The sequence below is a fragment of the Streptomyces sp. NPDC002537 genome, assembly GCF_053594975.1.
In genome coordinates this window covers 130,799-155,760 of sequence record NZ_JBSFWT010000005.1, presented here as the reverse complement: position 1 = coordinate 155,760, position 24,962 = coordinate 130,799, and the positions used below count along the sequence as shown (strand labels likewise).

At 73.9% G+C, this 24,962-nt stretch carries 15 protein-coding genes; 11 read left to right on the top strand and 4 right to left on the bottom strand.

Annotated elements, in window-relative coordinates; genetic code table 11:
• The first annotated feature begins 64 nt into the window (after positions 1-64).
• Positions 65-1,681 carry a phospholipase D-like domain-containing protein gene (locus ACWD4A_RS04205; RefSeq protein WP_451189285.1) on the top strand — a complete coding sequence of 539 codons (1,617 nt, stop codon included), beginning with the start codon at positions 65-67 and terminating at the stop codon, positions 1,679-1,681.
• 73 nt (positions 1,682-1,754) lie between these two features.
• Here the strand turns inward: ACWD4A_RS04205 and ACWD4A_RS04200 are convergent, their stop codons facing one another.
• Complete coding sequence (locus ACWD4A_RS04200) at positions 1,755-2,945, bottom strand: serine hydrolase domain-containing protein (RefSeq protein WP_451189283.1); 1,191 nt, start codon at positions 2,943-2,945, stop codon at positions 1,755-1,757.
• A 519-nt stretch (positions 2,946-3,464) separates the two neighbouring features.
• Here ACWD4A_RS04200 and ACWD4A_RS04195 point away from each other — a divergent pair.
• Both ACWD4A_RS04195 and ACWD4A_RS04190 read left to right on the top strand, forming a co-directional pair.
• Positions 3,465-4,256 carry a phosphatase PAP2 family protein gene (locus tag ACWD4A_RS04195; RefSeq protein ID WP_451189281.1) on the top strand — a complete coding sequence of 264 codons (792 nt, stop codon included), beginning with the start codon at positions 3,465-3,467 and terminating at the stop codon, positions 4,254-4,256.
• A 159-nt stretch (positions 4,257-4,415) separates the two neighbouring features.
• The gene (locus ACWD4A_RS04190; RefSeq protein WP_451189278.1) at positions 4,416-5,603 is read left to right on the top strand and encodes an acyl-CoA dehydrogenase family protein; all 1,188 of its coding nucleotides are present in this window, start codon (positions 4,416-4,418) and stop codon (positions 5,601-5,603) included.
• 29 nt (positions 5,604-5,632) lie between these two features.
• Here the strand turns inward: ACWD4A_RS04190 and ACWD4A_RS04185 are convergent, their stop codons facing one another.
• Entirely contained in the window at positions 5,633-6,421 is a 789-nt protein-coding gene (locus ACWD4A_RS04185; RefSeq protein ID WP_451189276.1) for a LysR family substrate-binding domain-containing protein, read from the bottom strand.
• Positions 6,422-6,479: 58 nt separating this feature from the next.
• Here ACWD4A_RS04185 and ACWD4A_RS04180 point away from each other — a divergent pair, with 58 nt between their 5' ends.
• Positions 6,480-6,863, top strand: a complete 384-nt coding sequence (locus ACWD4A_RS04180) for a DUF5997 family protein (protein WP_451189273.1) — start codon at positions 6,480-6,482, stop codon at positions 6,861-6,863.
• Positions 6,864-6,891: 28 nt separating this feature from the next.
• On the opposite strand, the gene ACWD4A_RS04175 is transcribed toward ACWD4A_RS04180, so the two are convergent.
• Positions 6,892-7,833, bottom strand: coding sequence for an alpha/beta fold hydrolase (locus ACWD4A_RS04175; RefSeq protein ID WP_451189270.1), 942 nt, complete (start codon positions 7,831-7,833; stop codon positions 6,892-6,894).
• 159 nt (positions 7,834-7,992) lie between these two features.
• Between ACWD4A_RS04175 and ACWD4A_RS04170 the strand changes: the two genes are divergently transcribed.
• The 7 genes from ACWD4A_RS04170 to ACWD4A_RS04140 all read left to right on the top strand — a co-directional run bounded on the left by ACWD4A_RS04170 (position 7,993) and on the right by ACWD4A_RS04140 (position 23,649).
• Positions 7,993-13,902 (top strand): SDR family NAD(P)-dependent oxidoreductase, encoded by a 5,910-nt coding sequence (locus ACWD4A_RS04170; RefSeq protein WP_451189266.1) that lies wholly within the window; start codon positions 7,993-7,995, stop codon positions 13,900-13,902.
• A 13-nt stretch (positions 13,903-13,915) separates the two neighbouring features.
• A complete protein-coding gene (locus ACWD4A_RS04165; protein WP_451189263.1) occupies positions 13,916-15,841 on the top strand; it encodes a 3-hydroxyacyl-ACP dehydratase in 1,926 nt (641 codons plus the stop codon).
• The gene (locus ACWD4A_RS04160; RefSeq protein WP_451189260.1) at positions 15,838-17,379 is read left to right on the top strand and encodes a PfaD family polyunsaturated fatty acid/polyketide biosynthesis protein; all 1,542 of its coding nucleotides are present in this window, start codon (positions 15,838-15,840) and stop codon (positions 17,377-17,379) included. The genes ACWD4A_RS04165 and ACWD4A_RS04160 overlap by 4 nt, the downstream gene beginning before the upstream one ends.
• Positions 17,380-17,470: 91 nt before the next feature.
• Complete coding sequence (locus tag ACWD4A_RS04155) at positions 17,471-18,400, top strand: oxygenase MpaB family protein (protein WP_451189257.1); 930 nt, start codon at positions 17,471-17,473, stop codon at positions 18,398-18,400.
• Positions 18,382-20,667, top strand: coding sequence for a tetratricopeptide repeat protein (locus ACWD4A_RS04150; protein WP_451189254.1), 2,286 nt, complete (start codon positions 18,382-18,384; stop codon positions 20,665-20,667). The genes ACWD4A_RS04155 and ACWD4A_RS04150 overlap by 19 nt, the downstream gene beginning before the upstream one ends.
• 75 nt (positions 20,668-20,742) lie before the next feature.
• Entirely contained in the window at positions 20,743-21,870 is a 1,128-nt protein-coding gene (locus ACWD4A_RS04145; protein WP_451189252.1) for an NAD(P)H-dependent flavin oxidoreductase, read from the top strand.
• Positions 21,871-22,098: 228 nt separating this feature from the next.
• Positions 22,099-23,649: an acyl-CoA synthetase gene (locus ACWD4A_RS04140; protein ID WP_451189249.1), complete on the top strand. Its 1,551-nt coding sequence runs from the start codon at positions 22,099-22,101 to the stop codon at positions 23,647-23,649.
• Here the strand turns inward: ACWD4A_RS04140 and paaK are convergent, their stop codons facing one another.
• A complete protein-coding gene (paaK, locus tag ACWD4A_RS04135) occupies positions 23,650-24,942 on the bottom strand; it encodes a phenylacetate--CoA ligase PaaK (RefSeq protein ID WP_451189355.1) in 1,293 nt (430 codons plus the stop codon).
• Between the last annotated feature and the right edge of the window lie 20 nt (positions 24,943-24,962).

Genomic DNA, 24,962 nt, shown 5'->3' with positions numbered 1-24,962 from the left:
AGAGCTGATCTTGAAGAGGCACCCGTCCCCGTCAGCGAAACCCACCCCTCGTGAAGGATGCGAAATGGCTCGCTCCCGCCGATTGAACCGCCGCCTCGCCGGCTCCGTGGCCACCACAGCCCTGGCGCTCGCCGTGCTGCCCGCCACCCCGGCCCTCGCCGACAGTTCGAGCACCCCGCACCTCGACGCCGTGGAACAGACGCTCCGTCAGGTCTCCCCGGGGCTCGAGGGCGACGTGTGGGAGCGGACCAGCGGCAACAAGCTCGACGCCTCCGCCGCCGACCCGACCGACTGGCTGCTCCAGACCCCCGGCTGCTGGGGCGACGACAAGTGCGCCGAACGCCCCGGCACCAAGCGGCTGCTCGCGAAGATGACCGAGAACATCTCCAAGGCGACGCGCACGGTCGACATATCCAGCCTGGCGCCGTTCCCCAACGGCGCGTTCCAGGACGCGATCGTCGCCGGCCTCAAGTCCTCCGCCGAGGCGGGCAACAAGCTGAAGGTCCGCATCCTCGTCGGGGCCGCGCCGATCTACCACATGAACGTGGTGCCCTCGAAGTACCGCGACGAGCTCAACGACAAGCTCGGCAAGGCCGCGGGCAACATCACGCTGAACGTCGCGTCGATGACCACGTCGAAGACCGCGTTCTCGTGGAACCACTCCAAGCTCCTGGTCGTCGACGGCCAGTCGGCCATCACCGGCGGCATCAACGGCTGGAAGGACGACTACGTCGACACGGCCCACCCGGTGTCGGACGTCGACCTCGCGCTCACCGGCCCCGCCGCCGGTTCCGCGGGCCGCTACCTGGACCAGCTCTGGTCCTGGACGTGCCAGAACAAGAGCAACATCGCGAGCGTCTGGTTCGCCTCCTCCAACGGCGCCGACTGCATGCCGACGCTGCAGAAGGACGCCAACCCCAAGGCGGTGCCCGCCACGGGGAACGTGCCCGTGATCGCCGTCGGCGGTCTCGGCGTCGGCATCAAGGACAAGGACGCCTCCTCGGCGTTCGGCCCGGACCTGCCGAGCTCCTCCGACACCAAGTGCGTGGTCGGCCTGCCCGACAAGACCAACGCCGACCGCGACTACGACACGGTCAACCCCGAGGAGAGCGCCCTGCGGGCGCTGATCGGCAGTGCCAGGAGCCACGTCGAGATCTCCCAGCAGGACCTCAACGCCACCTGCCCGCCCCTGCCCCGCTACGACGTCCGCGTCTACGACGCCCTCGCCGCGAAGATGGCCGCCGGGGTGAAGGTCCGCATCGTCGTCAGCGACCCCGCCAACCGCGGCGCGGTCGGCAGCGGCGGCTACTCGCAGATCAAGTCGCTGTCCGAGATCAGCGACGTGCTGCGCAACCGCCTGGCCCTGATCACCGGCGGCCAGCAGGGTGCCAAGGCCGCGATGTGCAGCAACCTCCAGCTCGCGACCGCCCGTAGCTCCGACAGTGCCAAGTGGGCCGACGGCAAGCCGTACGCGCAGCACCACAAGCTGGTCTCCGTGGACGACTCCGCCTTCTACATCGGCTCCAAGAACCTCTACCCCGCCTGGCTCCAGGACTTCGGCTACGTCGTCGAGAGCCCCGACGCGGCCAAGCAGCTGAACCAGAAGCTGCTCGCCCCGCAGTGGCAGTACTCGAAGGCGACCGCCACGTTCGACTACGAGCGCGGCGTCTGCCAGGGCTGACCCGGCCCGGGACGGAAACGAGGCTCCTGCCGGACATCCGGCAGGAGCCTCTTCGCGTCAGCGGGTCAGCGGGTCAGCGCATCGCGGCCAGGGCCGCCGCGTGCGACGGCGCCGTACCGGGCGCCTTGCCGCAGTACTCCGCCTCCAGCGGGTCGCCGAAGTCGCCCGCCCAGTCGCCGTTGAAGTTGAACGCGGCGGTGTGCCTGCCGTCCGCGGTGGCGGAGACCACCGACAGCGAACCGGGGACGCCGCCGTCGTGCGCCCAGATGTCCACCCCGCACGACAGCTTCAACCTGGCGACGCCGAGGCCGTAGGAGGCCCCGGACATCTCCTTGCCCGCTGGCACGGTGGTGAGCAACTCCCGCTGCTGCGGCTCCGGGAGGAGCTTTCCGCCGAGCAGTCCGCGATAGAAGCGGTTGAGGTCGCCCACGGTGGAGACCATCTCGCCCGCGGCGCCCGCCCACGACGGGTTGAAGTCGGTGACGTCGTGGATCCTCGCGTCCGGCGCGGGGTCCCGCAGCGTGCTGTACGCGCGCCCGTGCGGCGACGGCAGCCACGGGGAGGTGCCCGGGAGGGTGGTCGCCCGCATGCCCAGCGGCTTGAGGACGCGGCGCTCCATCTCGGTGGCGTACGGGTGCCCGGAGACCTTCTCCACGATCATCCCGGCGAGCACGTAGTTGGTGTTGGAGTAGCTCCAGTCCGTGCCCGGCCGGAACTTCGGCGCGTGGGACATCGCGATGTCGACCAGCTGTCGCGGGGTCTTCGTGTCGAACCGGTGCCGGTAGAAGTCGGTGGTCAGCGCCCTGCCCACGGCCGGGTCCTCGGTGTAGTTGAAGATCCCGCTGGTGTGGTTGAGCAACTGGCGGACGGTGATGTCGCGCCCGTCGTGGCCGTTGCCCCGCACCACGCCCGGCAGCCAGTGGTCGACCTTGTCGTCGAGCCGGAGCCTGCCCTCCGCCTCCTGCTGGAGGAGGACGACGGAGGTGAACGCCTTGGTGATGCTGCCGACCCGGAAGCGGTCCTGCGCCTTCCGCTGCCGGTGCGTCGTGCGGTCCGCGACCCCGGCGGCCCCCTGCCAGACCTCGCTCCCGTTCTCGGTCTGCCCCAGCACCCCGGGCACCCCGCTCCGCACCTGTGCCTCCATGGCGCTCTGCACGGCGGCGTGCGGATCGTGCGCCGAGGCGGACGAGGTGAGGACCGTCGCGGTCGCCGTGGCGGTGACCAGCGCGCCGACCAGTGCTCTTCGTACCGTACGTACCTTCATGCGGTGCAGCCTCTCCACTCCGGTTGGCGTGTACGGGAGGCAGGACTCCGTCAACACCCCGCGGGTTGAGCGGGGTTGACGGGCGGGGTCGGGATCAGGCCACCGGCGGGCGGCCGGGGAGGACGCCGTCGAGGATGTGCTCCACCCCCTGGGGGTAACCGGCCCGCGACTCCTGTCCCCCGCGCGGGCGCGGTACGGTCGCGACGACCTGCCCGGCCGTGTGGCACCGGCGGCGCCGCCGTCCGGTGGATCGTCCGCTGGGCCCGCAGCGCCTGCTCCCGGCCGAGCCCGCAGCGCACGAGGGCGTCGACGATCTCCTTCGGCAGCTCCGGGCGCGGCAGCCGGGGTTTCCGTTTCCGTATGCGTACGGCAACGCTCCGTATCGGCGATTCCCCGGGTGAGCGTCACGTGTAGCTTTGCCGTACAGCCGTGCCGAGGACCCCGCGCGGCACGTACTCGTCACCTGCCCGTGTACTGCCGTGCCGGTACCGCCCTACCGATACAAAGGACGCCCCACCCATGCCGTACGTGCGCCACTGGTTGCGCAACTCCATCCTGCTGTTCGCGCTCGCGATCACGCTGGGACTGGTCGCCGCGCACACCCATCTGATCCAGCCGCACGACCTGAAGCTGGACCGCACGATTCAGACGAACCTCCGCACCGGTTGGCTGAACCATGTGATGGAGGGGGTCAGCTATCTCGCCTCGCCCGTGGCCGGAGTCGTGATCCTCGCGGTCTGGAGCGGCTGGCTGCTCTTCTTCCGGCGGCGGCCGATGCGCGCGGTGGCCACGTTCCTCGTCGTCGCGATCGGCTGGAACAGCACCCAGGTCGCGAAGGCCGTCGTGGCCCGCCCCCGGCCGCCCCGGGAGTTCATGCTCGACCCCGAGATCGGCTCCAACAGCTTCCCCAGCGGCCACACCGCCTTCACCGTCGCGGCGGCGGTCGCCGCGTACTTCCTCTTCCGTGAGAGCCGCCACCGGAAGACGGTCGCGGTCTGCGGCGTCCTCGCCGTGCTGCTCGTGGCCTTCTCCCGGATGTACGTCGGTGCCCACTACCCGACGGACACCTTCGGCTCGGTGCTGATCGCCGGTTCCGCGATCCTCTTCGTGACCGGCGTCTGGCACGCCTGGCTGCTGCCCCGGCTGCACCGGCTGCCCCTGATGGAGCGCTACGGCCTCTCCCACGAGCTGGCGGAGCAGGACGCGGCGCACGGCCACCACGCCCACGGCGCGGTACCGGGCGCGCGCCGCCGCGCGGCCGGCCCGGCGGCCACGGGCGGGCGCCACCGCAAGCACGGCGCGCGGCGCTGACCCCGCCCCCGCACCGCACACACAGCGGGCCGGTCGCCTCCGGGCGGCCGGCCCGCTGTCGTTTCCGTCGTTTCCGCGCGGCCCTGCCTTCCGAATTCCTGTAACGGGTTCTACTGTGTGCGCCGTCACCGGCAGCGACGGCGAGACCCGGGAGGGCCCGTGGACCTCGAACAGACCCCGGCACAGCGGCGACTGCGCGCCGAACTGCGGGACTACTTCGCCGATCTGGTCCCGGACAACGCCTACGCCCGCCACACCGACCCCGTCCGGCAGAAGCGCTTCTACCGCGACACCATCCGCCGCCTCGGCGCCGACGGCCGCCTGGGCGTGGGGTGGCCGACGGAGTACGGGGGCGGCGGCATGACCCCCGTGGAGCAGTTCATCTTCTTCGACGAGGCCGCCCAGGCCGGGGTGCCGCTGCCGCTCATGGCGCTCAACACCGTCGGCCCGACGATCATGCAGTACGGCACCCCCGGGCAGAAGGCGTACTTCCTGCCCCGCATCCTCTCCGGGGAGATCGACTTCGCCATCGGCTACAGCGAGCCCGACGCGGGCACGGACCTCGCCTCGCTGAAGACCCGCGCGGTGCGCGACGGCGACGACTACGTCGTCAACGGGCGGAAGATCTGGACCACCAACGGCGACACCGCCGACTGGATCTGGCTCGCCGTGCGCACCGCGCCCGTCGAGGAGGGCGTCCCGCCGCACCGCGGCATCAGCATCCTCCTCGTGCCGACCACCGCCCCCGGCTACTCGTACACGCCCATCGACACGCTCGCCTCCCACGGCACCACCGCCGGCTACTACGACGACGTCCGCGTCCCCGTGCGCAACCGGGTCGGCGAGGAGAACAAGGGCTGGCGGCTGATCACCACCCAGCTCAACCACGAGCGCGTCACCCTGGCCGCCCACGGCACCACCGCCATCGGCGCCCTGCGCGACGTGCGGCGCTGGGCGGCGGACACCCGCCTGCCCGACGGCCGCCGCGTCATCGACCTCGGCTGGGTACGCACCCGCCTGGCCCGCGCCCACCTGCGGCTCGACGCGATGAGGCTGCTGAACTGGCAGATGGTCGACGCCCTGCAGCGCGGCACCCTCACCCCCCAGGACGCCTCGGCCGTCAAGGTCTACGGCTCCGAGACCCGCCGCGACGCATACGCCTGGCTCATGGAGGTACTGGCCGCGGCCGGCCCCCTCAAGGAGGGCTCGACCGGCGCGGCCCTCCACGGCGACCTCGAACGCGGCTACCGCAGTGCGGTCATCTTCACCTTCGGCGGCGGCAACAACGAGATCCAGCGGGAGATCATCTCCTGGATCGGCCTGGGCATGCCGAGGGTACGGCGCTGAGCGGACCCCTCCGCGGGCCCACCACCGGGCTACGAGCGGCGGCGGGGTTTGCCGCTCTTGGCGCCGCGCTTCGTGCCGCTCTTGGGGGTGCCGCCGGTGCGGGAGCCCTTGGCTGCCGTCTTGCCGGACGTCCTGCCCGCCGTGGGCTTCCGCTTCGCGCCTGTCTCCGGGCGCTTGGCCTTCGGCTGGGCCGGGGCGGTTTCGGGGCGGCGGCCGCGTGAGCTGTTGACCGTCCGGCCCCGGACGATCCCGATGAAGTCCTCCACCATGTCGGTGGTCGCGTCCTCGGGCCAGGACAGCGCCACCTGCGACTGGGGCACGTCCGTGAGCGGCCGGTAGGTGAGGTCCTTGCGGTGGTGCAGGCGGGCCAGCGACTGCGGGACGGCCAGCAGGCCGACCCCCGCCGCCACCAGCTCGATCGCGTCCGCGGTCGTGGCGGGGCGCTCGATCGCGGGCTTCCCCGGCGGCCGCTCCCAGCCGAGGGTGTCGTCCAGGGGGTGGAACACGACCTCGTCGGCCAGGTCCCCGGCGGACACCTCGTCGACCGCGGCCATGACGTGGTCCTTGGGGATCACGACCACCGTGGTCTCGGTGTAGAGGGGGATCGCGCTGAGGTCCGTCCGGTCGATCGGCAGCCGTACGAAACCCGCGTCGGCGCCGCGCTCGCGCAGCACACCGGGCGCCTCGGCGGCGGACACCGCGACGAGGTCCAGCGGGACGCCGGGCAGCCGCTCGTGCCAGATCCGCACCCACTTGGCGGGTGTCACGCCCGGTACATACGCGAGCCGGAACGAATGGGGTACTTCCGCGCCTGTCACTCGCCCAGGTTACCGGGCGTGGTCGGAGGTAGCGCACACGATCGATATCCTTGACCCCATGACGTCGCACCAGAGCACCCAGACCATGAAGCCCGCGACCGCGGCGAAGAAGTTGGGTGTGTACCTCGAAGCCACACCCTCGGAGTTCCGGGAGGGTGTGGTCACACGCGACGAACTGAACGCGCTGCAGGCCGACCCGCCCCAGTGGCTGCAGGAGCTGCGGCGCAACGGCCCGCACCCCCGTCCGGTGGTCGCGGCCAAGCTGGGCGTCTCCATCTCGGGCCTCGCCCGCGGAGGAGTCACCGAGGCCCTCACCACGGAGCAGATCGAGGAGCTGAAGAAGGAAGCTCCCGAGTGGCTGCAGAAGGAGCGCGCCACCCAGGCCGAGGTCCGCAAGGAAGCCGTGCGGATCAAGGAGAAGAACCAGGAGAAGAGCGCGTAGCTCCCGGAGCGCCCGCTCCGTACGCGCCTCAGCCGACCGCCCGGCCGTGGTCGGTGAGGACGAGGAAGTCCCGGATGTCCTCGACCAGTTGCCACGCCATGTCCTCCAGGACGTAGTGCCCGGCGTACGGGTAGAGGTGGAGCTCCGCCTGGGGCAGGCGCCGGGTCCACTCCGCGAGGACCAGGTCGTCGTAGAGGGGGTCGCGCATGCCCCAGCCCACGAACACGGGCAGCTGGGTGAAGGTGACCAGGGCCTCGCCGAGCCGCTGGGCGTGCGGCCACCCCGGGTCGGCCGGGCTCAGCGGGATGTCCCGCGCGAACCGTACGAGCGCGGGCCGGTCCCGCTGCCGCCGGTAGGGGGCCAGATAGGCCTCGTGGACGGGCCGCGGCAGCGGGCGCCGCGGGCCCTGCCGCAGGGCCAGCAGCGCCACCGCGTTGGACGCGTGCGCGATCCGGCCCACCGGCCCCCGCCGCAGCGCCCGCGCCGCCCACGGCAGCCGGTACCCCGGCGGCATGGGGAACGCGGCGGTGTTGAGCACGACGAGGCGGTCCACCACACCCGGGTTGAGATGGGCCCACCACATGCCGATGGGCCCGCCCCAGTCGTGCACGACCAGGGTCCAGCCGCGCCGCGGCGCGCCGTGTTCGGCTGTGAGGTGGTCCACGAGGCGGCCCAGGTCCTTCGCGCGGCTCTCGGCGAGCAGCTCCCCGTCCGGGTCGCGCGCCCGGTCCGACAGCCCCATCCCGCGCAGGTCGGGGACGACGCAGCGGTACCGCCCGCGCAGCCCGAGGACGAGGCGGCGCCACATATAGCTCCACGTCGGGCTGCCGTGCACCATCAGGACGGGGCTGCCCCGCCCCTCGTCCAGGAAGTGCTGGTGCCACGCGCCGTGGCTGAACCACCGCCCCTGGAAAGGGTAGTCCGGCAGGCGGCGGGCCTGCTCGGCGGAGAGGGGCGGCTGAGGGCTCACGGCGGAGCTCTGCCCACGCGGGGATCGCGATCTCGCCCGGACCCGGCCGAATCACCCGTGTAGGTGATGCCGTGTTCGAGGCGCGACGGAGGAGCCTGAAACGTGCGCGTCACGCGCCGCCCTTGTGCTCGGACGATGCTCGGACGATGGGGGCCGCCCATGCGAGACCGTGCTGCTGTCGACCGCCGGCTGGCCCGGGACCCCGTCGCGATCGTCGGGCTGGCGGCCCTGTTCCCCAAGGCGCCCGATCTGCGGGCGTTCTGGGACAACATCGTGGCGGGCCGTGACTGCACCGAGGACGTGCCCGGAGGCTGGTGGGACACCGGGCTCCACCACGAGCCCGACCCCTTCGCCGAGGACAAGACGTACTGCAGGCGCGGCGGCTTCCTGACGCCCGAGCTGTTCGACCCCGTCGAGTTCGGCATGCCGCCGAAGACCCTCGACTCCACGGGGCTGGTCCAGCTCCTCGGCCTCCGCGTCGCCAAGGACGTGCTGGCCGACGCGAGCCGGGGCCGGACGGACTGGCACGACCCGGCCCGGACCGGCGTGGTGCTCGGCGTGTGCGGCACCAACTCCACGCTCCTGCCGCTCGCCGCCCGCGTCACCGCCCGTGAGATGGCGCGGACGATGCTCGCCCACGGAGTGCCGCGGGAGCGCGTCGAGCAGATCGTCCGGGCACATCTGTCGGGGCTGCCGCCGTGGACGGAGGACTCCTTCCCCGGCGTCCTCGGCAACGTCGTCTCCGGGCGCGTCGCCAACCGGCTCGACCTCCGGGCGGCGAACCACACCGTGGACGCGGCATGCGCCAGTTCCCTCGCCGCCGTGCGCGGCGCCGTCGACGAACTCCTGGCCCGCCGCGCCGACGTGATGATCACGGGCGGGGCCGACGCCGACAACTCGGTCGTGTCCTTCCTCTGCTTCAGCAAGACACCCGCCCTGTCCCTGACGGGACGGGTCCGCCCGTTCGACGAAGCAGCCGACGGCACGCTGGTGGGGGAGGGCATCGGGATGCTGGCCCTCAAGCGCCTCGACGACGCGGAGCGGGACGGCGACCGCGTCTACGCGGTGCTGCGCGGGCTCGGCAGTTCGAGCGACGGTCAGGGGCAGAGCATCTACGCACCCTGCGGGGAAGGCCAGTTGACGGCGCTCCGGCGCGCCTACCACGACGCCGACTGCCCGCCGCCGTCCGTCGGGCTCGTCGAGGCCCACGGCACCGGCACCGCCGCGGGCGACGCCGTCGAACTGTCCGCGCTCGACCGGCTCATGGCGGGGGCCGACGAGCACCGCTTCGCCGCCCTCGGCAGCATCAAGTCGCAGATCGGCCACACCAAGGCGGCGGCGGGTGCCGCCGGGCTGATCAAGGCGGCCCTGGCCCTCCACCACCGCGTCCTGCCCCCCACCATCAACGTGGCCGTGCCGAGCGCACAGGCCGCCCGGGAGGACAGCGCCTTCTACCTGAACACCGTGGCGCGCCCCTGGCTCAGGAGCTCCTCCCGGCCGACGCGCAGGGCGGGCGTATCGGCCTTCGGGTTCGGCGGGGTGAACTACCACGCGGTCCTGGAGGAGGCCCCGCCCGGCACGGCCCCGCCGGAGCACGCGCTGCACCGCACCCCGCGCGCCGTCCTGTGGCACGCCGCGACCACCGAGGAGCTGAGGCGGCGCCTGGAGGAGGGCGCGGCACCCGACGAGGGGCCCGTCCCGGCCGGCCACGCGCGCCTGGGCTTCGTCGCCGACGGCGAGGAAGAGCACGGGGAACTGCTCGCCGCGGCGGTCGAGCGGCTCCGCCGGACACCGGACGAGGACGGCTGGGCGCACGCCCGGGGCATCCACTTCCGCCGCCGCGCGCTGCCTCCCGACGCCGCGGCGGGGGCACTCTTCTCCGGCCAGGGCGGCCAGTACACGGACATGGGCCGGCACGCCGCGCTGGCCGTCCCCGCCGTCCGGGCCGCGTTCGACGCCGCCAACGCCCTCTTCCCCGGCCCGGACAGCCTCGCCCGCGCCGTCTTCCCGCCTCCCGCCGCGGGGGACGACGGCGGACGCCTGCGCCGTACCGCCTACGCCCAGCCGGCGATCGGCGCGCTCTCCCGGGGCCAGTACGCCTTCCTGCGGGAACTGGGCTTCGCCCCCCGCGAGGCCCTCGGGCACAGCTTCGGCGAACTGACCGCCCTGTGGGCGGCCGGTGTGCTGGACGACGGGGCCTTCACCGCCCTGGCCCACGCCCGGGGACAGGCGATGCGCCTCGTACCGGGCCGTGACGCGGGCGCGATGGCCGTCGTGCGCGCGCCGCAGGAGACGCTGCCGCACCTGCTGGCCGCCCACCCGGAGCTGACGCTCTGCAACCGCAACGCCCCGGACGAGCACGTCGTCGGCGGCCCGGCCCCCGCCGTGGAGGAGTTCGTCCGGCACAGCGGTGCCACCGCGCGGCGGCTCCCCGTCGAGGCCGCCTTCCACACCGCCCATGTCGCGCACGCGGTGGAGGAGTTCGCGCGGGCCTGCGCGCAGGCATCCTTCGCGGCCCCGGCCCTCACCGTCCACGCGAACACCCCCGGAGCCGCCTACGGAGCGGACCCGGAGGGCAACCGCCGCACCCTCGTCGGCCAGCTGCGCAACCCCGTCGACTTCGCCGCCCGGCTGGAGGAGATGTACGCGGACGGGGTGCGCGTCTTCGTGGAGTTCGGCCCCGGAAGCACGCTCACCCGGCTCGTGGAACGCACGCTGGGGGACCGCGGCGTGGAGACGGTCGCCTGTGACGCCTGTCCCGGCGGCGACAGTTGCGCGGCACTGAAGCTGGCCGCGGTGCGCCTGGCCGTCCTGGGGCTGCCGCTGACCGGCATCAACCGCCACGACGCCCCACCGCCTCCCGGACGGCCCGCCCCGTCGAAGGCGGCCCGCACGCTGGAGGGCCCGCACTTCGCGACGCTGGCCCGCCGCCCGGCGTTCGAGGCACTGCTCGCCGACAGGGCCGCCACCGTACGGCCGTTGACGGCGGAGTCACCGGCCCCCGGCGTACCGCTGCCCACGGCCCGTACCGCGGAGGCCGATCCGCTGGCCGCGGCCGCGGCCGGGCATCTGGCCGCGCACACCCGCTATCTGGACGGGCAACTGCACGTGGCCCAGCAGCTCGCCGGGCTCCTCCAGCGGCACGACGGCGGCGCGGCGGTGGACCCCGAACTGGCCCGGATGGTCACCGCGGTCACCGAGCACAGCCTCGCCCTCGGCGAGGCGCACACCAAGGCGGGCGAGGTCGTCACCGAACTGCTGCGCCTGCCCACGGGGGTCGCCGGACCGGCGGCGGATGCCCGTCCCCCCGTCGCGGTGCCGCCGGAGGAGGACGTTCCGGAGGAGCGGTCCGCGCTCGCCGAGCTGTGGTCCGCCGGAACCGCGGCCACCGGGGACCGCGAGCCGCCCGGCGTCGGCGACCGCGGCCCCGGCGCTCCCGACGTCGACCTCGACGAACTCCAGCACGTGCTCCTGGAAGTGGCGGCGGAGAAGACCGGCTACCACATCGACATGATCGAGCCGGACATGCTCATCCAGGAGGACCTGGGCATCGACTCGCTCAAGCGCGTGGAGATCGGCGCGGAGATGTGGCGCCGCTTCCCGGGACTCGACCGGGCCGACATGTACCGCCTGGTGGAGGCACGGACGGTGCGCGAGCTGTCCGGGATGTTCCACGAGATCCTCGGCGCCTCATGGGCGCTGCCTCGGGCGTACAGGAAGCTGCGGACCGGCCGCGGCTTCGTCACGCTGAGGGAACTGCCCCACCCCGACGTGTGCGCCGGCATCTATCCGCCGCGGCCGCACGCCCTCCTGGTGGACGCCGGTGACGAACTGTCCGGCACGCTGGACGCGGCACTGCGCGCGGAAGGCTGGCGCACCAGCCACCTGCGCCTGCCCGCCACCGGCGCGACGGTTCGGGAAGAGCCGGACGGTCCGGTGCCGCTGGCCGACCGGAGCGAAGCCGCGCTGACGGCGGGCCTGGAGAAGCTGTTGTCCCGGGACGGCCGCCCGGATCTGTGCGTGCTGTCCGTCGGCCGCTCCTCCTGCTCCGGCGCGGACGAGGTGATCGAGCGGCTCAAGCACGCGGTCATGGTCGCCAAGCACCTCTGCCCCGTCCTGTCGGAGACCGCGGCCCAGGGTCACCGGGCGGCGTTCGTGACGGTGACCGAGCTGGACGGGGCGCTCGGCCACGAAGGGGCGGGCGGCGATCCGGCCCTCGCCTTCGCGGGCGGGCTCGGGGGACTGGTCAAGACCGTCGCGCTGGAGGCGCCCGCGCTGTTCTGCCGCGCCCTGGACTTCGCTCCCGGGACGGACCCGCGGCGCGTGGCGGAGGCGTTCACCGCGGAGATCGCCGACCTGGCGACCGACCTGCTCGAAGTGGGCCGGGACGCGACACGGCGCCGCGCACCCCACGTGAGCGAGACCCCGCCCGCGGCCGAACCGGAGGAGGCCGGCCAACTCGGCGGGAAAGACCTGCTGTTGGTCACCGGGGGAGCGTCCGGCATCACGTCCTGGTGCGTGTCCGCGCTGGCCGACCGGTACCGGTGCGGCTTCCTGCTGCTGGGCCGCACCCCGCTCACCGGGCAGGGCGAGAACGGCCCCCGGCGGCAGAACGTCCACGCCGTCCTGACGGAACTGCGCGCGCGGGGCATCGACGCCGAGTACGTGAGCGCGGACATCCGCGACGCCGCGGCGACGGCCACAGCCCTGACCCCCTACGCGGCACGGATCACCGGCGTGCTGCACGGCGCGGGCGTGCTCGGCGACCGGCCGCTCGCGGAGATGACCCCGGAGTCCGTCGGCCCCGTCGTGGACACCAAGGCGGGCGGCCTGAGCCACGTCCTCGACGCGCTCCCGGCCGAACGCCTGCGGCACTTGGTGCTGTTCTCCTCCGTGGCCGGTGTCTGGGGCAACCCCCGGCAGAGCGACTACGCCCTCGCCAACGAGGCGGTCGTGCGCTTCGGCCGCGCCTTCCGGGCGGCCCACCCGGGGTGCAGGGTGCTGTCCGTCGCCTGGAGCCCCTGGGCGGGCGGCATGGCGGCCCGGATGAGGGAGGTCTTCGAGATCCTGGGCGTCCCCGTGCTGACCCGCGAGGCCGGGTGCGAGCACCTCCTGGAGCTGATGGGCGGAGGCGCCGGGGGGACGACGGGGGCGGCGGTCGTCGGCCCGCTCGAACCCATGGTGAAGAGGTCCGTGCGCCTGCCCAGGGCCGGGGCCACCGCGCGCCGCACGCTGACCGGCCACACCGACGAGCCGGTGCTGCGCGACCACTGCTTCGCCGGGGTCCCCGTCCTGCCCATGACGGCAGTGCTGGGAACGGCCCTGCACACGGTCGAACGGGCCCTCGGCGGCGCCGAAACGGTCGTCGAATGCCGGGACTTCCGCATCACCCGCGGCATCGCGTTCCCGCCCGGCCACCCGGACCGGGTACTGCTGCGCCTCGCCCCGGAGCCGGGGCCGGGCGGAGAGGACGACACGGCCCGGGTGTCGGTGTACGCCGACGACCCCGAGCGGACCTGCCACGCCGAGGCTCTCGTCCGCTGGAGCACCGCCGTGCCGACGGCACCCCGGATCGAACTTCCTCCGTACACGCTCGACGACACCTCGCACCCCGGCTATGCGGAAGGGCTGCTGTTCCACGGGCCGACGCTCGCGGGCCTGCGCAACGTCCTGGAGGAGCACGACGACCGCCTCGTCGTCGTCGCGAAGATGCCCGCCCCGCCACTCGCGCACGGCGCGTACGCGGCCCGCCTCCACAGCCCGGCGCTCGCCGATCTGCTGCTCCAGAGCGCCCTGATCACCCTGCGCCGCGACCCCCGGGACGGCCGCTGGCCGATACCCGTCGCCGTCGGGCGCGTGGAACTGTTCTCCCCTCTGCCCGACGACGCGCCGTTCGTCGTCCGCACCGACGTCCGGAAGCGGGGGCCCGGTGTGTTCTCGGACGTCGACATCACGGCGTGCGCGCCGGACGGGCGGGTGCACCAGAGGTGGAGCGGCGTGAGGATGCTCTGGGCGGAGCTGGGCGACGTCGTCCATGCCGCCCGCGGCCCCTTCGACGCCCGGGACTGAGCGGAGCGGGACGGTGGAAGAGGCTGCGGAAGAACTCTCCTTCGAAGGGCTCCCGTTGGCCGGGCCCACGCCCGCCGGCCCGCTCGCCTCCGCGCCCGCCAGGATCGCCGGACAGGTGCAGCGGGCCCACGCCTCCGTACTCGAAGCGCACCGGGCCATCGCCGTCCGGCTCCTCTCCCGGGCCGTTCCGCCGGAAGCGTCCGCGCCGCCCGGACGTCCGGTGACACCCCCTGACCCCCGCCCCCTCGCGCGGACCCCGGTCCGCCACCTGACCGCGGCCGACCTCGACGCCCTGGCCCGCGGGGACATCGCGGAGGTCCTCGGCGCGGCTTTCGACCAGAGCGGACTCCCCGACACCGTACGCCCCGCCCGCTGGACGGCCCGGCAGCTGCGGGACGTCACCGTCGTCGACCCCCGTGGCGGGCGGCACGCGCAGGGGCGGCTGCGGGCGGCCGCGCGGCTGGAGCGGGGACCGGGGGCCCTGGCCTCGGCGGTCAGGGAGGCCCTGCGGGCCTACGCCTTCCACCAGGGCCTCCACCTGTGCGTGCTGGGCGCCCGGCTGGTGCCGCTGCCCGAGGGGGCCGAAGTCGTCGACGGGGAAGCGCCGTCCGGGACGGAGCTGCTCCTCGACATCGAGGTGCGGCAGGTGGGCATGGTCCCCCGGCCGTACATGGTCGCCGACTGCCGCGCCACCTCGGGCGGGCACCCGGTGGCCCGGCTGAGCGATGTCGGTATCGCGCTCCACGAGACACCGGGCACCGACCTGTCCGTGGCGGGGGAGGGCGGCCGCTGCCGCAAGGCCGCGAGCGGCGCGCGGACCGTCGGCCACGAACTGCACATGGCCCACGCAGCGGAGGGGGACTCCGCCCTGCTGAGCCCGCGGGTCGCCGCCGCTGGGGTCACCGCGCCCGTCCGCCCCCGCCTGCCCCGCGGTGACCTGCTGATGCTGGCCCGCGTCGTCGAGATGTGCGACACGTGGCGGGAGTACGCACCGGGCAGCGCGGCCACCTTCGAGTACGACGTGCCCGAGGACCCCTGGTACGTCCGCGAGAACCACGGCAGCATGCCGCAACTCGCCTTCATGGAAGCCGCGTTGCAGGCCGGGGGAGCGTTCGGCGGGATGCTCGGCGGCCTGGGCGAGCACCCCGGCCAGGGCTTCTCCTGCCGCAATCTGGAGGGCTCCGCCCGCCTGCTGCGCCCGCTCGACCCGCGCGGGACGACCATCGAGCAGCACGTCTCCCTCCGCTCGCACTCGCCCCTGCCGGGCGGCTTCCTGCACCGCTACGGCTTCGAACTCCGCTGCGGCGGCGAGCCCTTCTACTCCGGCGAGACCGTCCACGGCTACCTCACCGCCGAACTCCTCGCCCAGCAGAAGGGCCTGGACGGCGGCCGGTACGTACCACCCTGGCTGGACCGGCAGCCCGCCGCACCGGCCGGCCTCCTGCGCCTCGACCTGCGGGGCGACGCACGCCTGGGCAGCGGCCGCCTGGCCCTGCTGGAGGACACCGTCGTCGTCCCCGGCGGCGGCACGCACCGCGCGGGCTACGTCCTGACCGACAAGCCGGTCCGCCCCGACGACTGGTTCTTCGACCACCACTTCTTCCACGACCCCGTCATGCCGGGTTCCGCCGGGGTGCAGATGCTCCACCAGGCCGTCCACGCCTACGCCCTGCACACCGGCCTCACCCGCCACCTGCGCCGCCCCGTCTGCCGCGTCGCGGCCGGCGAGGAACTGCGCTGGTCCTACCGCGGCCAGATCCTGCGCCACCACCGGCGGGTGCGCGGCGAGGTCCACATCCGCGCCGTCCGCCGGGACGGCGACCGCCTGACGCTGTGCGCCGACGGCAGCGTCTGGCGCGACGACCTGCGCATCTACCGGGTCGACAACATCGCCGTCGAGATCAGCGAGGCGGCCGGCCGGAAGGAGCCGACGTCATGACCCCGCGCCACGACCCGGACGGAGTGTACGCGACGCTCGCCGCGCTCGACCGGCCCTGCCACATCCTCGGCAGCGCGGGACGCGTGGGCGCCACCCACCAGCCGCCCGCGAGCGGCGCGACGCTGCTCGCCTCCGTCGGCCCGCTGCCGCCCGAGCGGCTCGGCTCGGCCGCCTTCCGGGCCCGGCACGGCGTCCGCTACGCCTACATGGCGGGCTCCATGGCCGGGGGCATCGCCTCCGAGGAACTCGTCATCGCACTGGCCCGCGCCGGACACCTCGCCTCCTTCGGCGCCGCCGGGCTCCCCCCACCGCGCATCGCCCGCGCCCTGGAACGCCTGGAGCGCGAACTGGGGCGCGCGGCCACCCCGTACGCCTGCAACCTGATCCACAGCCCCATGGCACCCGCCATGGAACGCCACTGCGTCGACCTGTGCCTGCGGTACGCCGTCCGCTGCGTCGAGGCGTCCGCCTTCGTCCGGCTCACCCCCGACCTGGTGCGCTACCGCCTGGCCGGGCTGCGCCCCGACGCGGCCACCGGCGCGCGGGCCGGGAACCGGCTGATCGCCAAGGTCTCCCGGCCGGAGACCGCCGAGCCGTTCCTGCGCCCGGCGCCCCGGGAGCTCGTCGCCGACCTCGCCGACCGCGGCCTGATCACCCCGGAACAGGCGGACCTGGCACGCCACGTCCCGATGGCCGACGACATCACCGTGGAGGCCGACTCCGGCGGGCACACGGACCGCCGCCCCCTCGCCGTACTGCTGCCCGTCGTCGAGCGGCTGCGCGACCGCGTCACCCGTGAGAGCGGCCGGCCCTGGTCCGTGGGCGTCGGGGCGGCGGGCGGCATCGGCAGCCCCCAGGCCGCGATGGCCGCCTTCGCCCTGGGCGCCGACTACATCGTCACCGGCTCCGTCAACCAGGCCACCCTCGAAGCGGGCACCTCGCCCGGCGTCAAGGCCCTGCTCGCGCAGGCGGGCATCGCCGACTGCGTCATGGCACCCTCGGCGGACATGTTCGAACAGGGCGTGCAGGTGCAGGTCCTGGGCCGGGGCACCATGTTCGGCGGCCACGCCGCCCGCCTGTACCGCCTCTACCGCGACCACGAGGCCCTGGACGACATCCCCGCCGCGGAGCTCGGCCACCTCGAACGGCGCCTGCTGCGCCGCCCCTTGGCGGACGTGTGGCGGGAGACCGCCGGCTACCTCGGCGAACACGATCCGGACGGGCTCCGCCGCGCCGAGCGCGACCCCCGGCACCGCATGGCGATGCTCTTCCGCTGGTATCTCGCCATGGCCTCACGCTGGGCCGTCTCCGGGGACGACGAGCGGCGCGGCGACTGGCAGATCTGGTGCGGCCCCGCCATGGGCGCCTTCAACGCCTGGACCGCGGGCAGCGCTCTGGCCGACCCCGCCCGCCGTACGGTCACCGCCGTCGCCGGCCACCTGATGACCGCCACCGCCTTCCACGCCCGCACCGCCCAACTGCGCCTCTCCGGCCTGCGGCTGCCGCCCGCCTGCGCCGCGTACCGGCTGCCCGCGTGAGCCGGAGGGAATTTGGCGCGACACCAGGTCACGGACCCACCCGGGCGCCACGTAACGTAAGGAGTCCCACCAGGCCCACGGAGGTGTGCCCATGCCGCAAGCCGACCCCGGTCTCTTCGGACCCTCCTCCGTGGCCTGGCAGTTGCACGGCGACCCGATGATGTGGATCGCCGGGGTCCGCGCGCTGTGGCTCCAGGCGCTGCACCCGAGGGCGGTGCGCGGGGTCACCCAGAATTCAGACTTCAGACAGGACTCCTGGGGCCGGCTGCGGCGGACCGCGAACTTCGTGGGCACCACCATCTACGGGACCACGGAGGCCGCCGAGTGCGCGGGCGCGGCCGTGCGCGGGATCCACCGGCGGCTGTCGGCCGTCGATCCGGACACCGGCGAGCGCTACGGCGTCGACGACCCGGAGCTGCTGCTGTGGGTGCACTGCGCCGAGGTCGACTCCTACCTCCAGGTCGTCCGCCGCTCCGGCATCGCGCTCACCGGCGCCCAGGCCGACGCGTTCCTGGCCGAACACCGCGTCTCCGCCCGCCTCGTGGGCCTCGACCCCGACAGCGTCCCCGCCACGACAGAAGAGATGGCGGCGTACTTCGAGAAGACGCTGCCCACCCTGGCCCTCACCCCCGAGGCCCGGGAAGTGGACGCGTTCCTGCGGCGGCCCCCGGTGCGCCCCCTGCTGGTACCGGCGCGCGAACTGTTGTGGGGGCGCGTGGTGGCGCACCTCGCGTACGGGGCGCTCCCCGTCTGGGCGCACGAGCTCTACGGGCGCCCCGCTCCGCCCGGCCCGGCCGTCACCCGCCACCTGCGCCTCGCGGGTACCGTACTGCGCGGAATTCCCTCCACTGTGCGGTGGCAACTTCCGCCCAAGCACATTCTCGGGGCGGTGGGCAGGCTGGGGCCCGGTACCCGTCCTTCCTCCTCCCGGCTGCAAAGACGGGCCGCCATACTGGACGGGCCGGGAGGGGCACAGCGACGCGACGGGGGCGGCGGCGAGGGATGGCGGAATCCAGGCTGATCCAGGGCCGGTACCTGCTGCTCGACCGGATCGGGCGGGGCGGCATGGGCGAGGTGTGGCGGGCCCGGGACGAATCGCTCGGGCGGCAGGTGGCCGTCAAGTGCCTCAAGCCGATGGGGCCGCAGCACGAGCCGTCGTATCTGCGGGTGCTGCGCGAGCGGTTCCGGCGCGAGGCGCGGGTCGCGGCGGGGCTCCAGCACCGCGGCATCACCGTGATCCATGACTTCGGCGAGTCCGACGGGGTGCTGTTCCTGGTCATGGAACTGCTCGACGGCCGCAACCTCAGCGAGCTCCTGGAGGACAACAAGCAGCACCCGCTGCCCGTGCCGGAGGTGATCGGGATCGCCGAACAGGTCGCCGCCGCCCTCGCCCACACCCACCGGCAGGGCGTGGTGCACCGTGACCTCAAGCCCGCCAACATCATGCGGCTAACCGACGGCACCGTGAAGATATGCGACTTCGGCATCGCCCGCCTCGGGCACGACATCGGCTTCTCCTCCCGCCTCACCGGTACCGGCATCGCCATGGGCACCCCCCACTACATGTCGCCCGAGCAGATCGGTGGCGGGCAGGTCGACCACCGCAGCGACCTCTACTCGCTGGGCTGCGTGCTGTACGAGATCGCCACCGGCGTGCCGCCGTTCGACATGGACGACGCGTGGGCCGTCCTCGTCGGCCACCGCGACACCCCGCCCACGCCGCTGCGCGAACTCCGGCCCGAACTGCCCGAGGCGTTCGAGCGGATCGTCCTCGACCTGCTCGCCAAGGCCCCGGACAGCCGCCCGCCCGACGCGGGCGTCCTCCACGAACGGCTGCTGGAGCTCGCCCTGGCCGGGCACACCGGCGCCGGGCCCCGCACGCTCCCCGAACTCCGGCCGCGGCCCCTCCGGGCCTCGGTGCGGCTGCCCGAACCACCCCGGCTGCCCGGCTGGGCGCGGAACATGACCACCGGCTCCAAGGCGACCGGCCCGGGGCTCCTGCCCGACCCGCCGCCCGACCCCGCCGCGTCGCTCACCGGCATGTGGACCGGCCCCGCGGCCGGGGACGGCGGCGGCGCGGGGGAGAGCGCCGCGGCGGGGGAGGGCGCCGCCACCGCGCCCGAACCGTCCCCGGAGCTCGTCGCCGGCCTCATGACCCGCCATCAGGAGGCCCTGCGGCTCGGCAGGCTGGGCCGCTGGACCGAGTCCGGCGCGGCGCACCACGACGTCGCGGCCGAGCGCGAGCGCGTCCTCGGCGCCGACCACCCGGACACGCTCGCCAGCCGCTACGAGGCCGCGTTCACCCTCAGCAGGCAGGGCCGCCCGGCCGACGCGCTGCGCGAGTACGCCCGCGCCGCCGCCGGACGGGAGCGCGTCCTGGGCCCCGACCACCCGGACACGCTCGCCGCCCGCCAGGAGACCGCGTACGTCCTCGGGCAGCTCGGCAGGCACTTCGAGGCCCACGAGGTCTACGCCGCCGTGCTCGCCGCCCGGGAGCGCACCATGGGCCCCGACCACCCCGACACCCTGCGCTGCCGCCACAACCTCGCCTTCAACCTGGGCCGGCTGGGGCGTCCGGAGGAGTCGTACCGCATGGCCCGCGAGGTCGCGGACGCCCGCGCCCGGGTGCTGGGCGCGAGCCACCCCGACACCCTCGTCACCCGCTACGAGGTCGGCTACGCCCTCGGCCAGCTGAACCGCTGGACCGAAGCGCTGCGCACCTACCGCGAGGTGGCCGCCGCACGGCAGCGCACGCTCGGCGCCGAGCACCCCGACACGCTCGCCGCCCGCTACGAGGCCGGGATCTGCCTGGGCCGCCTGGGGCGCAGCACGGAGGCGCTGCACCTCTTCCGCGAACTCGTGGACGAGCGCACCCAGGCACAGGGCGAGGAACACCCCGACACCCTGCGCGCCCGGCACTGCCTGGGCGTCAACCTGGGGCGGCTCGGGCGCTGGGAGGAGGCGCTCGCCGAGGCCCGCGACGTCTGCGCGATCCGCGAGCGGATGCTGGGCGGCGACCATCCCGAGACCCTGGTGAGCCGCCGGGAGATCGCGGTCGCCCTCGGCTGGCTCGGGCGCTGGACCGAGGCCCTCGCCCGCTACCGCGAGGTCGCCCAGGCCCGTCAGCGGGTGCTGGGCGCCGACCACCCCGACGCGCTCACCAGCCGCAACGACGAGGCCCACTGCCTGGAGCAGCTCGGCCGCTCCACCGAGGCCGTCGAGCTCTACCGCCAGGTCGCGGCGCTGCGCCGGACCCGTGCCACACGGGGGCAGCAGCAGGGGAGATGAGCCGCCCCGCAATTATCTGACGATGCATCAGAAAACCTCTTCCCTCGACCGGCCCGCTGCGGCATCCTGCCGCCCATGCGGACGGAGCTGAGCCAGCGCCTGGGAATCGAGCACGCCGTCTTCGGCTTCACCCCCTTCCCCGCGGTGGCCGCGGCCATCACCCGCGCCGGGGGGCTCGGCGTGCTCGGCGCCGTACGCTACGCCGACCCCGGCGCGCTGAGGCGCGACCTCGACTGGCTGGCGGAACACACCGACGGCAAGCCGTACGGGCTCGACGTCGTCATGCCCGCGAAGAAGGTCGAGGGGGTGACCGAGGCGGACGTCGAAGCCATGATCCCGGACGGCCACCGGCGCTTCGTCGCCGAGACCCTCGCCCGGCACGGCGTCCCCGAACTCGCCGAGGGCGAGCGCTCCGGATGGCGGATCACCGGCTGGATGGAGGAGGTCGCCCGCGCCCAGCTCGACGTCGCCTTCGACTACCCCCTCGCGCTGCTCGCCAACGCCCTCGGCGCGCCGCCCGCCGACGTCGTCCGGCGCGCCCACGACCGCGACGTCCTCGTCGCGGCCCTCGCCGGGAGCGCCCGCCACGCGGTCCGGCACCGGGACGCGGGCGTCGACGTCGTCGTCGCCCAGGGGTACGAGGCGGGCGGCCACACCGGCGAGATCGCGACCATGGTGCTCACCCCGGAGGTCGTACGCGCCGTCGACCCGCTGCCCGTGCTGGCCGCCGGTGGCATCGGCAGCGGCGAACAGATCGCCGCGGGCCTCGCGCTCGGCGCGCAAGGGGTGTGGCTGGGCTCCCTCTGGCTCACCACGGAGGAGGCCGGCCTGCGTTCACCCGCGCTGGTCGCCAAGCTCCTCGCCGCCGGATCGGGCGACACGGTCCGCTCCCGGGCCCTCACCGGGAAACCGGCCCGCCAGTTGCGCACCGCCTGGACCGACGCGTGGGACGCCCCCGACGGCCCCGGCCCCCTGCCGATGCCCCTCCAGGGCCTGCTCGTCGCGGAGGCCCTCTCCCGCATCCAGAAGTACGAGGCCGAGCCGCTGCTCGGGACGCCGGTCGGACAGATCGTGGGCCGGATGAACGAGTGCCGCAGCGTCCGCGCCGTCTTCGACGACCTGACATCGGATTTCGAGCGGGCGGTCACCCGCCTGACCCGCATCGCCGCCCCGGACCCGGTCCCCGAACGCCAGCAGGGCTGAATGCGCCCGCAGCTTGCGGACCACGGCCCGCGAAATCCAGCCCGTCCGGCGTTCGAGGACGCGGCCGCAGGCGGCGAACAGGCCCGCAAGTCTCGGACCACAGTCCGCACATCCAGCCCGTCCGGCGATTGAGGACGCGGCCGCAGGCCGCTCCCGCCGCAGGCGGCAAACCGGCCCGCAGCCGGAGAAGCACGGAGAAGCACGGAGGAACCACGGAGGAGCACCCACATGCCGCACCCACCCAAAGGTTTCTGGGCCCAAGCCACCGCCGACCCCGACCGCACCGTACTGATCACCCCCACCGGACAACAGCGCACCGCCGGTCAACTCCACGCGAAAGCCAACCAATTGGTGAGAGGCCTCCGCGCCGCCGGACTCCGCCGGGGCGACTCCTTCGCCACCGTCCTCCCCAACGGTGAGGAACTCCTCACCGCCTGGCTCGCCGCCACCCAGGCCGGTCTCTACCTCGTCCCCGTCAACCACCACCTCGTCGTACCCGAAGTCGCCTGGATCGTCGCCGACTCCGGCGCCAAGGCGCTCATCGCGCACGAGCGGTTTGCCGCCACCGCGAGCGCCGCCGCCGACGAGGCGGGGCTCCCGGCCGCCGGCCGCCACGCCGTGGGGGACATCCCGGGCTTCCGCCCGTACGAGGGACTGCTCGCGGACCGCCCCGGCAGCCCACCCCCCGACCGCACGCTCGGCTGGGTCATGAACTACACCTCCGGCACCACCGGCAGGCCCCGCGGCATCCGCCGCCCCCTCCCCGGAAGGCCGCCCGAGGAGTTCCACCTCGGCGGATTCCTCGGCATCTTCGGCATCAAGCCGTTCGACGGCAACACCCACCTGGTGTGCTCGCCGCTCTACCACACGGCCGTCCTCCAGTTCGCGGGCGCGTCCCTGCACCTCGGGCACCGGCTGGTGGTGATGGACAAATGGACGCCCGAAGAGATGCTGCGCCTCATCGAGACCCACCGCTGCACCCACACGCACATGGTCCCCACTCAATTCCAGAGGCTGTTGGGGCTGCCCGAGCGCATACGGGCCGCGTACGACGTCTCGTCCATGCGGCACGCCGTCCATGGGGCCGCGCCCTGCCCCGAGCACGTCAAGCGGGCCATGATCGCCTGGTGGGGGAGCTGCGTCGAGGAGTACTACGCGGCCAGCGAGGGCGGCGGCGCCTTCGCCACCGCCGAGGAGTGGCTGAAGAGGCCCGGCACGGTCGGCCGGGCCTGGCCCATCAGCGAACTCGCCGTCTTCGACGACGAAGGCCGCCGCCTGCCCGCCGGCCGGCTCGGCACCGTCTACATGAAGATGACCACCGGCGGCTTCGCGTACCACAAGGACGACGGCAAGACCCGCGGGAACCGCATCGGCGACTTCTTCACCGTCGGCGACCTCGGGCTCCTGGACGAGGACGGCTACCTCTTCCTCCGCGACCGCAAGATCGACCTGATCATCTCCGGCGGGGTCAACATCTACCCCGCCGAGATCGAGTCCGTGCTCCTCGCCCACCCCGCCGTCGCCGACGCCGCGGTCTTCGGCGTCCCGCACGACGACTGGGGCGAGGAGGTGCGCGCCGTCGTCGAGCCCGCCGACGGACACGCCCCGGGCGAGCGCCTGGCCGGCGAACTCCTCGCCCACTGCGCGCACCACCTGGCGGGCTACAAACGCCCCAAGTCCCTGGAGTTCATCGCCACGATGCCCCGGGACCCCAACGGCAAGCTCTACAAACGACGGCTGCGGGAACCGTACTGGCAGGGCCGGGGACGCGCGATGTGATCACCGTCCGCGGGCCCGCTCGTCCACGACCCGGCTGAGCTTGCCCGCCGACCGTTCGAGGGTGCCCGGGTCCACGATCTCGGCGCCGACCGTGACACCGATACCGTCCTTCACCCGGCGGACGATCTCCCGCGCGGCCACCGCCCGTTGCTCCGCCGTCGCGTCCGGCCGCGCCTCCGCCCGCACCGTGAGCCGGTCCGACCGTCCCTCGCGGGTCAGCCGCAGCCGGAAGTGCGGGGCCACGCCCGGCACGGCCAGCACGATCTCCTCCACCTCGCCCGGGAAGAGGTTGACGCCCCGGAGGATGATCAGGTCGTCGCTGCGCCCGGTGATCCGCTCCATCCGCCGGAAGACCCCGGCCGTGCCCGGCAGCAGCCGGGTGAGGTCACGGGTGCGGTAGCGGACGACCGGCATGGCCTCCTTGGTGAGCGAGGTGAGCACCAGCTCGCCGCGCTCGCCCTCCGGCAGCACCACGCCCGTGACGGGGTCCACGATCTCCGGGTAGAAGTGGTCCTCCCAGAGGTGCGGCCCGTCCTTCGTCCCCACGTACTCCTGTGCCACGCCCGGCCCCATGACCTCGGACAGCCCGTATATGTCCACCGCGTCGAGCGCGAACCTCTCCTCGATCTCCCGGCGCATCCCCTCGGTCCACGGCTCCGCCCCGAGGATGCCGATCCGCGGCGAGGCGGAACGGGGGTCGACGCCCTGGCGCTCGAACTCGTCCAGCAGCGTGAGCATGAACGAGGGCGTCGCCATGACGACCTCCGGACGGAGGTCCCGGATCAGCCGGACCTGACGCGCCGTCATCCCGCCCGACGCGGGGATCACCGTGCAGCCGAGCCGCTCGGCACCGTAGTGCGCCCCCAGCCCGCCGGTGAACAGCCCGTATCCGTACGACACATGCACCTTCTGGCCGGGCCTGACCCCCGCCGCCCGCAGCGAGCGCGCCACGACCTCCGCCCAAGTGTCGAGGTCCCGCCGGGTGTAGCCGACGACGGTCGGCGTCCCCGTCGTACCGCTGGACGCGTGGATGCGGCACAGCGCCGACTCCGGCACGGCGAGCATCCCGAAGGGGTGGTTCTCGCGGAGATCGGCCTTCGTGGTGAACGGGAACCGCGCGAGATCGGCGAGCGTACGGCAGTCCTCGGGGCGGACGGCGGTGGCGTCGAAGGCGCGCCGGTAGAAGGGGACGCGGTCGTAGACGCGCCGCAGGGTGCCGCGCAGGCGCGCGAGTTGCAGCCCTCCGAGCTCGGCCCGTGACATCCGCTCCGCTGCCTCCGCCATAGCCGGGATCTTCCCCAGCCCCGCCCCTC